General features: G+C 66.1%; 12 protein-coding genes. 5 read left to right on the top strand and 7 right to left on the bottom strand.

What is annotated here, in order from left to right; all coding sequences use genetic code 11:
* Window positions 1–93: 93 nt before the first annotated feature.
* The gene (locus BFD71_RS20980) at window positions 94–459 is read left to right on the top strand and encodes a hypothetical protein (protein WP_069266232.1); all 366 of its coding nucleotides are present in this window, start codon (window positions 94–96) and stop codon (window positions 457–459) included.
* A 13-nt stretch (window positions 460–472) separates the two neighbouring features.
* Window positions 473–1,090 carry a glutathione S-transferase family protein gene (locus BFD71_RS20985; protein WP_069266233.1) on the top strand — a complete coding sequence of 206 codons (618 nt, stop codon included), beginning with the start codon at window positions 473–475 and terminating at the stop codon, window positions 1,088–1,090.
* A gap of 61 nt (window positions 1,091–1,151) precedes the next feature.
* On the opposite strand, the gene BFD71_RS20990 is transcribed toward BFD71_RS20985, so the two are convergent.
* Both BFD71_RS20990 and BFD71_RS20995 read right to left on the bottom strand, forming a co-directional pair.
* Window positions 1,152–2,627, bottom strand: a complete 1,476-nt coding sequence (locus tag BFD71_RS20990; protein ID WP_069266234.1) for a sodium:solute symporter family protein — start codon at window positions 2,625–2,627, stop codon at window positions 1,152–1,154.
* The gene (locus BFD71_RS20995) at window positions 2,624–2,839 is read right to left on the bottom strand and encodes a DUF3311 domain-containing protein (RefSeq protein ID WP_028205546.1); all 216 of its coding nucleotides are present in this window, start codon (window positions 2,837–2,839) and stop codon (window positions 2,624–2,626) included. The genes BFD71_RS20990 and BFD71_RS20995 overlap by 4 nt, the downstream gene beginning before the upstream one ends.
* Window positions 2,840–3,084: 245 nt before the next feature.
* Between BFD71_RS20995 and BFD71_RS21000 the strand changes: the two genes are divergently transcribed.
* Both BFD71_RS21000 and BFD71_RS21005 read left to right on the top strand, forming a co-directional pair.
* Window positions 3,085–3,762, top strand: coding sequence for a MarC family protein (locus tag BFD71_RS21000; protein WP_069266235.1), 678 nt, complete (start codon window positions 3,085–3,087; stop codon window positions 3,760–3,762).
* Window positions 3,763–3,824: 62 nt separating this feature from the next.
* Entirely contained in the window at window positions 3,825–4,658 is an 834-nt protein-coding gene (locus tag BFD71_RS21005; protein ID WP_069266236.1) for a class II glutamine amidotransferase, read from the top strand.
* A gap of 34 nt (window positions 4,659–4,692) precedes the next feature.
* On the opposite strand, the gene BFD71_RS21010 is transcribed toward BFD71_RS21005, so the two are convergent.
* From BFD71_RS21010 to treF, 4 genes are all read right to left on the bottom strand, one after another.
* Window positions 4,693–6,663, bottom strand: coding sequence for a PAS domain-containing hybrid sensor histidine kinase/response regulator (locus BFD71_RS21010; RefSeq protein ID WP_256094835.1), 1,971 nt, complete (start codon window positions 6,661–6,663; stop codon window positions 4,693–4,695).
* 89 nt (window positions 6,664–6,752) lie between these two features.
* Window positions 6,753–7,667, bottom strand: coding sequence for a glycosyltransferase family 2 protein (locus BFD71_RS21015; protein ID WP_256094836.1), 915 nt, complete (start codon window positions 7,665–7,667; stop codon window positions 6,753–6,755).
* A gap of 252 nt (window positions 7,668–7,919) precedes the next feature.
* The gene (locus BFD71_RS21020; RefSeq protein WP_069266238.1) at window positions 7,920–8,603 is read right to left on the bottom strand and encodes an HAD family hydrolase; all 684 of its coding nucleotides are present in this window, start codon (window positions 8,601–8,603) and stop codon (window positions 7,920–7,922) included.
* A gap of 100 nt (window positions 8,604–8,703) precedes the next feature.
* Complete coding sequence (gene treF, locus BFD71_RS21025; protein ID WP_069266239.1) at window positions 8,704–10,551, bottom strand: alpha,alpha-trehalase TreF; 1,848 nt, start codon at window positions 10,549–10,551, stop codon at window positions 8,704–8,706.
* A 236-nt stretch (window positions 10,552–10,787) separates the two neighbouring features.
* Between treF and BFD71_RS21030 the strand changes: the two genes are divergently transcribed.
* Window positions 10,788–11,960, top strand: a complete 1,173-nt coding sequence (locus BFD71_RS21030; RefSeq protein WP_069266240.1) for a 4-hydroxybenzoate 3-monooxygenase — start codon at window positions 10,788–10,790, stop codon at window positions 11,958–11,960.
* A gap of 81 nt (window positions 11,961–12,041) precedes the next feature.
* On the opposite strand, the gene BFD71_RS21035 is transcribed toward BFD71_RS21030, so the two are convergent.
* Complete coding sequence (locus tag BFD71_RS21035; RefSeq protein ID WP_069266241.1) at window positions 12,042–13,094, bottom strand: Ldh family oxidoreductase; 1,053 nt, start codon at window positions 13,092–13,094, stop codon at window positions 12,042–12,044.
* Window positions 13,095–13,114: the final 20 nt, after the last annotated feature.

The raw sequence follows: 13,114 nt of genomic DNA on the forward strand, positions 1-13,114 counted from the left end.
TGTTGATATCAACCTATGCTGTCAAGGCCGGATGGGCGACATACCGTTGCTCCCGTTTTCAGACCAGCAACCAGACCAGCAGTTGGAGGACACATGAGCGATCAGAAACTGTTTCTCGCTGTTTTTCTCGGTACCAAAGACAACGCGCGCATGAAGGGATGGGCGGCGCTTTCCGAAGCCGATCGGCACGCCAAGGAAAAGGAGGGCATTGCGGCCTGGCACGCGTGGGTCGAAAAGCACAAGGCATCGATCGTCGATATGGGCGGCCCGCTCGGCAAGACGAAATCGATTGGCGAGCATGGCATCGCGGACACATCTAACGCGCTAACCGGCTATACCGTTTTCCGTGCTGCATCGCACGAAGAGGCAGCGAAGCTGTTCGAAGGCCACCCGCACTTTTCGATTTTTCCGGGCGAGGCCGTCGAGGTGATGCCCGTTCTGCCGATTCCCGGTGTGTGAACGGAGGCGCGTCATGAAACTCTATGGTTTTGCCGGCACGCGTTCGCAGCGCGCGCTATGGGGCCTCAAGGAAGTCGACGCCGATTTCGAATTCATCTCGGTCAATCTGCTCGCAGGCGAGCACAAGCGGCCTGAATACCTGCGCATCAATCCCGCAGGCAAGGTGCCCGTGCTGATCGACGGCGACCGCGTGATTCCCGAATCGGCTGCCATCGTGCTGTATCTCGCGGATAAATATCCAGAGAAGGCGCTGTTGCCCGCGGATCTCGACGAGCGCGCGCAGGCGTATCGCTGGACCCTGTTCGCGGTCACCGAGCTGGAACAGCCGCTCTGGAGAATCACGCGGCATTCGTTCCTGTATCCACCGGAAAAGCGCAGTCCCGCCGATATCGAACTCGCGCGGGAGGACTTCAGCAGCATGGCCGCGGTGCTCGAAAGGCACCTCGAAGGACGCGAGTTCATCGTCGGCAACAAGCTTTCGGTCGCCGACTGCGTGACGGTGTATCTGATGGACTGGGCCCACGAAGTGCAACTGCTGGAGAGCTTTCCGCGCTTGCAGGCGTATCTCGAACGCCTGTACGCGCGTCCCGAGGCGCCGCAGCGCATCGCCGAAGCGCGCAAGGCGGCATAGATGGAAAACGGCCCAATCGGATCTCGCCGATTGGGCCGCCTCGCTACCGCGTTACGCCATATCAATGCGCCCGCGCATGCTCGTGATCCACATGCGTGCGCGGCTGCGTCACCGTGCTCACCACCACGAGCACGATCACGTTCACGAACAGCGCAAGGAAGCCGATGTTGACGTCCTTGAGCGCGTCCGGCGCGAACGGAATCAGCTGAGCCACGCTCACATGCGTGAGCGTCGTGACGATCACCACCAGCACGCCCGCCACGATGCCGCAGAATGCGCCTTGCTTCGTTACGCGATTGCGCGCGGAGAGGCTGCACACCATCGCCGGGAACAGCTGCGTGACGAAGTTGTAGCCCATCAGGAGCAGCGCGACGATGGTGTCCCCGCCATTGAGCGTGAAGCCGACTGCCACGAGCGCGATCACCGGCACGAAGGCGCGCGCGAGCTTCGCGACTTGCGCGTCGTCCGCGCTCTTCGCGAGGCCGCCGCGATAGATGTCGTTCGCGAGCAGCGTCGAAGCCGTGGTGAGGATCATCGAGCCCGGCACGAGTGCGGTCAGCACGCCGGCCGCGCCGATCACGCCCACGAACCATGGATCGAACGTCTGCAGGGCGAGACGGAACAGCGAGAGGTCGATGTCGCCGCCCTTGAGGCCCGGCACCTTGAGCACGGCTGCGAAGCCGCAGAAGAAGACGAACAGCAAAATAAGCTGATAGAGCGGCAGGATCATCGCGTTGCGGCGGAAGATGCGCTCGTTCTTCGCGGTGTAGACCGACATGAACGTATGCGGCCACATGAAGAAGCCTAGTGCCGTGAGCAGCACGGTGGACTGGAACCACGTCACGCTCTGGCCGCGTGCCGGGAAGGTGAGGAAGCCGGGCTTGGCGGCGTCGATGGCGCGGAACATCTCGCTCAGGCTGCCATAGTGGTGAATCGGCAGGTAAATGCCGAGGAACACGGCGATGGCGAGAATCATCGTGTCCTTCACGACCGAGTTCCACGCGCAGCCGCGCACGCCCGAAACGATCACGTAAGCCGTGACCACGGCCGCGCCGATCCAGATCGCCGCGGTGGAGGAGATCGCGCCATACGAGGCCGTCGTCACGATGATGCCGAGGCCCTTGAGTTGCAGGACGAGATAGGGCACGAGCGCGAGCACGCCCACGCAAGCCACCAGCACGCCCAGCGCGGGGCTTTGGTACTTGCGCGCGAAGAAGTGCGGCTGCGAGACGAGCCGGTGCTGCTTGGCGAAGCGCCAGACGGGCGGCAGCATCCAGTACGAGAGGATGTATGCAAGCGTGCCGTAAGCCAGAATGTAGTAGACAGGCGCGCCCTTGCCATAGGCGAAGCCGCTGCCGCCGAGGAACGTGAAGGTGGTGTAGATCTCGCCCGCCATCAGCAGGAACACGAACGCGGTGCCGAAGCTGCGGCCGCCCACGGCCCACTGCTCGAGGTTCATGTCGTGCCCGCGGCGGGCGCGCATGCCGAGGTAGAGCGCGACGAAGGTCATCGCCGCGATGATGATGAGGGCGCTCATGATCGCACCTCCGCATCCGCTTCGCCCGAGAGCCGGTTGACTGGGTCGAGCCGGTAGACGATCCCCATGATCACCGCGGCCAGCACCACCCACATGACGATCCATGCGAGCACGAGCGGCATGCCGAGCACGAGCGGCTCGGTGCGATTGACGAACGGCACCCCTAGCAGGATGCCGATAAAGGGCAAGGCAGCGAGCAACCGCAGTGACATGGCAACTCCTCTTTCATATGAGAAGAAAAGAAACGTCGCGTCGGGGTGCGAAGCCACCCACTCTATGCTTGTGAACGCGCCCCGTAAAGCCGCCAAAAATACTGAAGGGCTTGCCGTAAAGATTGGTGCAACGCGCCATTTTTCGCGGCATCGAGCGACATCGATCAGGCACGCCCGACGCCGATACGGCTACACTTCTCGCAGCCCGGCGCGCTTTTTGCGCATGCCCTCAACGGATCGACTCCATGATCGAGAGCCTGATTTCAGACATCCTGTTCGGTTTCACCGGACTCATCAGCATCATCAATCCCTTGAGCGGTGCTTTTGTTTTTCTCGATCGCACCACAACGCTTACTGACGAAGAGCGGCGCCTGCTCGCCAAACGCGTGGCGATCAACGCGTTCTTCGTGCTGGTCGGGGCTTTTTTCGTCGGCACGCCCATCCTGCATTTCTTCGGTATTTCAATGGAAGCGCTGCGTATCGGCGGCGGCCTCGCCGTAGCCGTGGCCGGCTGGCAAATGCTCAACGCGCCCGAGCCGGAGCCGCCCGCGGTCGATCATCCGGTCAAGCCCGTGAGCGCGAGTTCGGCTTCCGGAAAAGCCTTTTTTCCGCTGACCATTCCGCTCACCACCGGCCCGGGCTCCATCGCCACGGCCATTGCGCTGAATGCCAACCGCACGCACAAGCTTTCGGCGTGGCTGCTCTCGAGCTTCGCGTCGCTCGTGATCTCCGCGCTCGTCATGCTCGTGATCTATTACGTGTACAGCCGCGCCGCGCGGCTTTCGCAGTACCTGGGTGTGGAAGGCACGCGCGTGGCCATGCGCGTGTCGTCGTTTCTGCTCCTGTGCATCGGGGTGCAGATCATACTGACTGGCCTGACCGGCTTTCTCACGCCGATCGCCGACCTGCGCGCCGCGAAGTAGCGGCGCCTGTAGCTCGTGAGCAGGCCGGCGTACACAAGCGTCCTCACGCGAAGGAGACCATCATGTGCCGCTGGCTCGCTTATAGCGGGAACCCCGTGCAACTCGAAACCGTGCTGTTTCACGCACGGCATTCGCTGATCGATCAAAGCCTGCATTCCACCAAAGGCGCGACCACCACGAATGGCGATGGCTTCGGCATGGGTTGGTATCAGGACCCGCACGACATTCCCTATCGTTACCGCAGCGTGCATCCCGCCTGGAACGACCGCAACCTGCGCGAACTGGCGCGCGCGGTGCGTGCGCCCATGTTCGTCGCGCACATTCGCGCGGCCACGCATACGCCGGTGCAGGAAACGAACTGCCATCCGTTTCGGCACCGGCGCTGGATCTTTGCGCACAACGGTCTGATCCGCAGCTATCCGCTGATGCGGCGCGACCTGCTGGTCGCGATCGATCCGGGGCGCTTCAATGCGCTCGAGGGGTCGACGGATTCGGAAACGATGTTCTATCTCGCGATGACGTTCGGCCTCGAAGTCGAGCCCGTTCTTGCGCTGGAACGCATGGCGGGTTTTGTGGAGGCAACCGCGCAAAAGCATGGCGTCGAGCCGGCGCTCAACATGACGGTTTGCGCATGCGACGGCGAGCAGATCGTCGCTGTGCGCTATTCGAGCGAGCGCAATTCCCGCTCGCTTTATCACACCACGGCGTTCCGGCATCTGCGCGAACTGTATCCCGACGACCCGCGCATCATCGCAGCCGGTGACGACGCGTATCTGCTCGTGTCCGAGCCACTTGGCGATGCGCCCGATGTATGGGCCGAAGTGCCGGAATCGACGGCCATTGTCGTGCGCGGGCCCGAGGTCGAATACCGGCCGTTCGCACCTATCTCACCTTAAGGCACCGTAACTCAAGGGCGCGACAAGTCGAACGTCACGCGCTGCGGCGCCTTTGCCTTGCCGCCGCAAGCGCGAGCACCTCGTCGAACAGCGTGACGTCCACGGGCTTCACGAGATGCATCTCGAAGCCCGCTTCGTGCGTGAGCTCGATGTCGGCAGCCTGGCCGAAGCCGGTCATCGCGGCGAACAGCGTGTGCTTGAGTGGCGGCAGCGCGCGTAGGGCACGCAGCGTCGCGTAGCCGTCGATCTCGGGCATGGCGATGTCGATGAGCGCGGCGTCCGGCGTGAAGCCGTCCACTTCCTCGCGCGCGTGGGCGGCGCTGTAGGCCACGCGCACGTCGTGCCCTTTGAGTTCGAGCAGCATGGCGAGGCTGTCGGCCGAATCGCGGTTGTCGTCGACCACGAGCACGCGCAGCGGCGGCACGCCGGCTTCGGCCAGCGCGGCAAGCTCGGCCGTGTCCGGCGTGAGCGGCGGCGGCTGCACGGCATGCGTGGCCTCGCGCGCGAACGGCAGGCGGATCGTGAACGTGCTGCCTTTGCCGGGCCCGTCGCTCCTGGCGGAGATGGTGCCGCCATGCAGCTCGACGAGCGAGCGGCACAGCATGAGGCCGATGCCGAGCCCGTTTTCCGTGGGCCCCGGCGCCGAGCGGTCCTGGCTGAAGAGGCCGAAGATCGACTCGTATGTGCCGGGCCGCAGGCCGCGGCCTTCGTCGCGCACCTGGATCTGCACGGCGCGCGCGGCGGAACGCACGTCCACGACGATGCGGCTGCCGTCGGGCGAGAACTTCGAGGCGTTGTGCAGCAGGTTCTGCAGCACCTGCACGAGCCGCGTGTGGTCGCCCTTCATGGTGAGCGGCTCGTCGGGCATCTGCACGTCCACGTGCTGACCGCGTGCCGAGGTGAAGGGCTGCGCCGCGTCGATGGCGTGCGCGACCACTTCGTGCAGGTCGAGCGGCGCCTCGCGCAACTCGATCTTGCCCGACGTGATGCGCCCGACGTCGAGCAGGTCGTCCACGAGCCGGGTGAGGTGCACGATCTGACGGTCGATCATTTCGCTCGCTCGCTCGATCTCGGGGCTCGGCGCATCCATGAGGCGCATCGTGGCCACGGCGTTGCGCACCGGCGCGAGCGGGTTGCGCAGTTCGTGCGCGAGCAAGGCGAGGAACTGCTTCATCTGTTCGCTCGAATGCTCGAGTTCGTCGGTGCGGCGGCTTTCGGTCATGTCGCGCGTGACCTTCGCGAACCCCGTGAGGCGGCCTTGGCCGTCATGCACCGCGGTGAGCGTGACACTGGCCCAGAACATCGAGCCGTCCTTGCGCACGCGCCAGCCCTCGCTCACGACCCGGCCCAACTCCTTCGCGCGGCGCAGCTCGCGTTCGGGCTGACCGGCGGCGACCTCGTCGGGCGGATAGAACACGGAAAAATGCTGGCCGACGATCTCGGCCGGACGGTAGCCCTTCAGGTTGGTCGCGCCGGTGTTCCAGCTCACCACGTTGCCCTGCGGATCGAGCATGAACATCGCGTAGTCGCTCACGCTTTCCACGAGCAGGCGAAAGCGCTCTTCGGAAAGACGCAGCGCTTCGACCTGGCGGCGTTCGGCGGTGAGGTCGCGCGTGACCTTGGCAAAGCCGGAGAGCGAGCCGTCGCTCTCGTGCAGCGCGGTGATGACGACGTTGGCCCAGAACATCGAGCCGTCCTTGCGCACGCGCCAGCCTTCGTCGTTGAAGCGTCCGTGCAGCGCGGCCTGCTCCAGCTCGTGATCGGGCCAGCGGCGCGCGTTGGCTTCGTCGGTGTAAAAACGCGAGAAATGCTGGCCGATGATCTCGTGCGCTTCATAGCCCTTGATGCGGGCCGCGCCGCGATTCCAGCTCACGATGTAGCCGCGCGTATCGAGCAGGAAGATCGCGTAGTCCTCGATCGGCTCCACGAGCGCCTCGAAGCGGCGTTCGTGGTGGCTTTCGGCGACGGTGTTTTGCTGGGCGATGCCGGGGTCGGGCGTCGTCATGGTCCTCGGGTCTGTCATAGGGCCTGTTCACAAGATTAACAGGCTCCGGCCTCCTGAATGGACGGCCCGCACGCAGCGGGCGTCGCAGCTTACCACGCGCGCTGCCCTGAGCGGTCGTACTTTTCGGCCATTGCCGGAATGCCCGCGCGCACGTGGCGTTCCGCGCGGCGTACCTGGCGGGTGAGCAGCACGACGTGCGGCGGCACCACGCGGCGTGCGCGCAACGTCCAGAACGCGCCGCGCAGCAGCGCCACGCCCGCGGGCCCGAGCGAGCGCTGGCGCGCGAACACCGCGAGCGCACGGCCGGTCGCCGCGATCGCATCGCGCGCGGGCAATCGCATCCACGCCACCCAGGCGGTGTTGCGCGCGAGCGAGCATTGCTGCGCGCGCGTGAACCAGCGGTAAAGCGGCTCGCGATGCGCGAGCGCCTGCTCGCAATAAACGATCTGGTGGCCGGCCGACAGCATGTCGAGCGCGGCAAGCTCTTCGGCGCCGCCGTGTGACAGCCGCTCCTCGTAGCCGCCGAGCGCGTGGAACACGGCCGCGCGGAAAATGCACGCGCCGGCCATGAAGTTCGCGAGCGCAGGCCCGGCTTCGCCTTCCGTACCCGGCGACGTGGCGGCGAGCATCAGGCAGGCGGGGTGAATTTCGCGCTCGTCGCCGCTCACCACGCGCGCGTTGAGCACGGCCACCTGCGTGTGGGCGTCGAGCAGGTGCGCCGCACGCGCGAGCGCGCCGGGCGCGAACCAGGTGCTGTCGTCGCAGCACGCGACATAGTCGGTGCGCGCGAGCAGCACGGCGCGATTGAAACCGGCCATGCCGTGATCGCCCAGCGACTGGACGATGCGCACTTGCGGAAAGAGCGACGCCAGCAGGGAGACGGTGGAATCGGTGGAGCCGTTGTCGGCCACGATGACGTCCGGGTGTTCGGGAAGGGCGGTGAGGCGCGCGACGGTATCGATGGTTTGACGTACATGATTGCGCGTGAGGACGACCACCGTCACGCGCGGCGCGCTGGGAGTTCCGGGGGCAGGGGCGGAGTCGTTCATCGCAGCAGGCGGCGGGAGCCGGCCGGTGAGTTGTCGAATTGACCTATGTCAGCATACGCCGATGGCGCGCGACATGCAGTACATGACGTGCGCCAGAAGCGGGGCGGCGCAGCCGCGGTGCTGCACTGCACAGCCGAGAGCTGCGCAATTTTCGCGCCGCGTGCGGCGGCGCGCGCAATCAGTCCGAGCGGCGGCTCGATCAGCGGCTCAATCGCGAGCGCAGACTTCGTCGAGATGGTCGAGCAGGTCGGCGGGATCTTCGTACACGCGTAGCGCGCCCGCGCGTTGCAGCTCCTCGGTGCCGTAGCCGCCCGACTGCAGGCCGATGCCGAGCGCGCGGCAGCGTTGGGCCGCGAGCATGTCCCAGACGCTGTCGCCCACCACGAGGCAGCGCTCGATCGGCACGTTCAGCCGCAGTGCCGCGGCGACGAAAAGATCGGGGTCGGGCTTGGCGTGGCGCACTTCGTCGCGCGTGACCACCGTCGTGACGGACGGGTCCACGCCGAGCGCCTGCAGGTTCACGGACGCCGTGGCGAGCCGCCCGCTCGTGGCGATCGCCCAGGGCACTTGCGCCGCGCTGAGGGTGTCGAGCAGCGCGCGGGCGCCGGGCAGCGGGCGCACCTGGTCGGCGTGGCGGCGGTAGGCGTCGGCGTGTAGTTTTTGCAAGCGCGCGATGCGCTCGGGGGCGATCGACTCGTGGGCCTCGTGGGTCTCGCGCAGCAACTGGTTCATGAAGAGACCGCCGCTCATGCCGATGCGCCGGTGAATGCGCCACACCGAGAGCTCGATGCCGTCCGCGTCGAGCGCTTCCTTCCATGCGAGCACATGCTGGTACACGCTGTCGACGAGCGTACCGTCGAGGTCGAACAAAAAGGCCGTTTCGTTGCGCATGGGGGGCTCCTGGTTGCTATACGACGATTACGCTGCGGTGGCGCAAAAAGTGTACGCCGCGCGCCGCCGGCGTGCGGCGCGGCGGGCGCGCGGCGGCGCCTCAGGGCGTGCTGGCCGCGGCCGCGGCGGACGCCGCCGGTGCGCCTTGCGCGGCGCCCGTCTGCGGATACATCTGCAGCAGCACGCGCAGGACGCCGTTGGTCCATCCAAAGCCGTCCTGCAGCGGATATTCGCCGCCGCCTGCCGACGAGGCCTTCGTGGCCGACGCGCTCACGTCGTACTTCTCGACGAGCTTGTGTGTGCGCGCGTAGTAGGCGAGATTCGTCGCGATCCAGCGCGTGGCGATCTCCTGCGCGAGGTCCTGTGCGCCGTAGCGGCGCAGCCCCATGACCGCGAGATATTGCAGCGGCGCCCAGCCGTTCGGCTCGTCCCATTGCTGGCCGGTCGCGACCTGGGTGGTGGCGAGGCCGCCGGGGCGCAGCAGCCCGGCGCGCACCGCGGCGGCCACTTCCTGCGCCTGGGCCTTCGTCGCCACGCCCGCATAGAGCGGATAGACGGTCGCCGCCGTGAGCCGGTGCGTGAGCGTGCGGTGCGCGAAGTCGTAGTCGCTGTAGGCATGCAGTTGCGGGTCCCAGAGCACGCGGTCGATGGCGTCGGCGCGTTGTTGCGCGCGCTTCGTCATCAGTTCGGCCTCGCGCGCGTCGCCCTTGAGGCCATAGGCCTTCGCGAGCGTGCGTTCGAGGATCACCATCAGCGAATTGAGGTCGACCGGCGCGAGCGAGGTCACATCGATAGTCGAGAGCGTTTGGCCGTCGGCGAGCCAGCGCGAGCTGTAGTCCCAGCCCGTTTCCGCGCCCGCGCGCAGGTTGCGCCAGAGGTCGGAGGCGTCGCGTTGCGGCGTGGCGCGCGCGGTCAGGATGTCCTCGCGGTACGACTCGTCGCGCGGGCGGTTGCGCGCGTCCCAGTCGCGGTTGAGCAGCGTGCCGTCGGGCAGGCGCACGAGGTGGCGCGCGGCGTGACCGGGCTTGAGCGTCTGCGCGCCGGCCATCCAGTAGTCGTATTCCTTGCGCAGTTGCGGCAGGTAGTGGAGGTACACGGCGTCGCCGTCTTTTTCCGCAACGAGGCTCACCATCTGCGCGAAAAACGGCGGCTGCGAGCGGCTCAGGTAGTACGTGCGATTGCCGTTCGCGATGTGGCTGTATCGGTCGATCAGCGCGGCGAAGTTGCTCAGCTCGTCGAGCGCGAGTTCGTGGCGGCCGCTCGCTTCCAGGCCGAGCATGATGAAGTACGAATCCCAGTAGTAGATTTCGTTGAAGCGGCCGCCCGGCACGACGTACGCATAGGGCAGCGGCAGCAGCGACGAATACGGATTCGGCTTTGCGTCGGGGCGGCGGCTCAGCACGTTCCAGAGCGTGTCGATGTGGCCGACGACATCCTGGTTCGGATCGGAAACGTAGTGATCTTCGGTTTGCGCCGGGGCCGTGAAGTACCGGTTCACGAACTGCGCGAGCGCGGCCTTGCGCGCGGCGCTGTCGTGCAGCCCCGCGTGTTGCTGGCGCCAGCGCTCGTAGGCGGCCGTGATCTGGCTCGGGCGCTCGTTGGGCAGTATGTCGGCAAACGTCTTGCCGTCGGGGAAGATCTGCGCGAGCTGCACGTCGTGATAGAGGCGGCCATAGAGGTCGGCGGGCGTGGCGGGCCGGCTCTCTTTTGCGGCGTCATGCTGCGCCGGCGAGCGAACCGGCCTTGCCGATCGCGCGGGCGTTTGTAATTCCTGCGCGTTGGCGGGTGCGCTCGCGGAGGCTGCGACGTCGGCTTGTGCGTCGGCGGCATGGGCGGTTTGCGCGAGCGGCCAGGCGAGGCACAGCGCAGCGGCGAGCGTGGCGGCAAACGGGACGGGGCGGGATGTCGTGGCGGATGTGGGCGTGCGGGAGCGGAACGGGAAGGACATGGCCTTGATGTTTTTGAGGGGCGACGAGCGCGCCAGTGCGCAAACCTGGGGCGCAGGCGAAGCGTGGCAATGAGCAATTTCCGTTCCGCACAATGGCGATGCGAGACGGCTGGCGACTGCAACACTATTCAAAATAGAGATAGTCCATATTCTCCATATCGCGTTGCGCGATAACGCGTGCTGCGGCGAAACTTGCCAAAAATCAATTCAAGCAACGCCGCATCAGGAGACATCTCATGCGCACCCAGGTTGGCATCATTGGCGCCGGGCCCGCGGGCCTGCTTCTTTCCCATCTTCTGCATTTGCGTGGCATCGACTCGGTCGTGATCGAGCTGCGTGGCCGCGAGCAGATCGAATCGACCATACGCGCCGGCGTGCTAGAGCAAGGCACGATGGACGTGCTCACCGAAGCGGGCGTCGGCGAGCGCATGAAGGCCGAAGGCGCAGTGCATCACGGCTTCGAACTCGCGTTCGAAGGCAAGCGCCGCCGCATCGATCTCACCGGCCTCACGGGCAAAGCCATCACCGTCTACGCGCAGCACGAAGTGCTCAAGGACCTCGTGGCGGCGCGCGTGGCCGCGGACGGCAAGCTCTTCTTCAACGTCTCGAAGACGTCGATTTACGGCGTCGAAACCAGCACGCCGTCGATCCGCTTCACGCACGAAGGCGAAGAGCACGAGCTGCACTGCGACTACGTGATCGGCTGCGACGGTTTCCACGGCGTGTCGCGCGCCTCGATTCCGGCGGCGCTGCGCCAGGACTACGAGCGCGTGTTCCCGTTCGGCTGGTTCGGTATTCTCGTCGAGGCGCCGCCCACTTCCGACGAGCTGATCTACGCGCGGCACGATCGCGGCTTCGCGCTCGTCAGCACGCGCTCGCCGAACGTGCAGCGCATGTACTTCCAGTGCGATCCGACGGACAACGTCGACAACTGGTCCGACGACCGCATCTGGGCCGAGCTGCACGCGCGCGTCGATTCGCGCGAAGGCCACCAGGTGGTGGAAGGCAAGATCTTCCAGAAGAACATCGTGGGCATGCGCAGCTTCGTCACGACCACGATGCAGCACGGCCGCCTCTTTCTCGCGGGCGATGCGGCGCACATCGTGCCGCCGACCGGCGCGAAGGGCCTCAATCTCGCGGTGGCGGACGTGCGCGTGCTGACCGCGGCGCTCGTGGCGTTCTACAAGGAAGGCCGCACCGATCTGCTCGATGGCTATAGCGAAACGGCGCTGCGCCGCATCTGGCGCGCCGAGCACTTCTCGTACTGGATGACGCGCATGATGCACCGCCTCGACGACGCCACGCCGTTCGAGCAGCGCCTGCAGGTTGCCGAACTGGAGCATGTCACCACGTCCCGCGCCGCCGCGACGGCGATGGCCGAAAACTACGTGGGCGCGGTTGCCGTGTGAGGTAAGTGCAACGCATGAAAGGCCGCGCGAGTCCCGCAGGGTTCGCGCGGTTTTCTGTTTACAGCGTCGCGTTGGATCGCCTCAAATCGCCGTAAGCGGCGCAATGCCCAGTTCGGTGGCGATGTCGGCGAACGGCTTTCTCACGGAGTCGGGCAGCGTGATCGTCTGCATGTGCCGCGCACGATTTTCCGCTTCGTACTGGCCGGGGTACTGCACCGGCTGCGACGGATCCTGCGGCGGGCAGCTGAGCAGATAATCGAGGAACGATTCGACCTCCTGCGAGCGCCACGTCGTGTTGAAGTCCACCTGCGGATCGAGCACCAGCGCGAACAGATTGTTGGTCGCGACGCCATTGCGCGGGTTGTCCGGATGGATCGTGCCGCCGCCCGAGAGCACCCCCGCGAGCAGTTCCGCCACGAGACCCAGCGCATAGCCCTTGTGCAGACCGAACGGCAGCAGCGCGCCTGGCGGGTCGGCGAACAACACGTTGGGGTCGGTGCTCGGCTGGCCGTTCGCGTCGATCACCGAGCCGTCAGGCGCCGGCAGGCCGTTTTCGGCGAGCACGCGCGCTTTGTTCACGGCGATGGCGCTCGTGGCGATATCCACGACGAAGGGCGGCCGCCCGCCCGGCAGCGGACCCGCGAAGCACAGCGGGTTGGTCGTGAGCCGGGGCTCGCGTCCGCCGAACGGCGCGACGGTCGGCGCGCGATTGACCACGTTGGTGAAGGCGAGCAGCACGTACCCCTGCGCCGCGACCATTTCGCCGTAGTGGCCCATGCGCCCCAGGTGATGGCTATGACGCAGCGTTACGATGCACTGCCCATGTTCGCGCGCGCGAGCGATCGCGTCTTCCATCACGACCTTGCCAATGTGCTGTCCGAAGCCGCTGTGGCCGTCATAGCCGATCAGGCTGCCGCGGTCGACGACGCGCTCGGCGCGGCCGTCTGCGGTGACGAAGCCCGCGGCCAGCACGCGCTTGTAGTTAGGCAGGATCGACAGGCCGTGGCTCGCGTAGCCCACGCGGTCGGATTCGATCAGATGGTCGGCCACGTCGGCGGCGATGTCTTCGGTCACCGAGACGTTCGTGAGCACGGCCGTGGCGAAGCGGCGTGCGTCGTCGATCCTGACTTCCATGAGCGGCTCCTTGCTAACCG

This window comes from Paraburkholderia nodosa (assembly GCF_001718195.1).
Taxonomy (GTDB): domain Bacteria; phylum Pseudomonadota; class Gammaproteobacteria; order Burkholderiales; family Burkholderiaceae; genus Paraburkholderia; species Paraburkholderia nodosa_A.

Excerpts from the sequence above, each read along its gene's own strand:
- BFD71_RS21000 (WP_069266235.1), top strand. The coding sequence starts at position 3,085 with ATGATCGAGAGCCTGATTTCAGACATCCTGTTCGGTTTCACCGGACTC.
- BFD71_RS20995 (WP_028205546.1), bottom strand. The coding sequence starts at position 2,839 with ATGTCACTGCGGTTGCTCGCTGCCTTGCCCTTTATCGGCATCCTGCTA.
- BFD71_RS21005 (WP_069266236.1), top strand. The coding sequence starts at position 3,825 with ATGTGCCGCTGGCTCGCTTATAGCGGGAACCCCGTGCAACTCGAAACC.
- BFD71_RS21035 (WP_069266241.1), bottom strand. The coding sequence starts at position 13,094 with ATGGAAGTCAGGATCGACGACGCACGCCGCTTCGCCACGGCCGTGCTC.
- treF (WP_069266239.1), bottom strand. The coding sequence starts at position 10,551 with ATGTCCTTCCCGTTCCGCTCCCGCACGCCCACATCCGCCACGACATCC.
- BFD71_RS21030 (WP_069266240.1), top strand. The coding sequence starts at position 10,788 with ATGCGCACCCAGGTTGGCATCATTGGCGCCGGGCCCGCGGGCCTGCTT.
- BFD71_RS20980 (WP_069266232.1), top strand. The coding sequence starts at position 94 with ATGAGCGATCAGAAACTGTTTCTCGCTGTTTTTCTCGGTACCAAAGAC.
- BFD71_RS20990 (WP_069266234.1), bottom strand. The coding sequence starts at position 2,627 with ATGAGCGCCCTCATCATCATCGCGGCGATGACCTTCGTCGCGCTCTAC.
- BFD71_RS21010 (WP_256094835.1), bottom strand. The coding sequence starts at position 6,663 with ATGACGACGCCCGACCCCGGCATCGCCCAGCAAAACACCGTCGCCGAA.
- BFD71_RS21020 (WP_069266238.1), bottom strand. The coding sequence starts at position 8,603 with ATGCGCAACGAAACGGCCTTTTTGTTCGACCTCGACGGTACGCTCGTC.
- BFD71_RS20985 (WP_069266233.1), top strand. The coding sequence starts at position 473 with ATGAAACTCTATGGTTTTGCCGGCACGCGTTCGCAGCGCGCGCTATGG.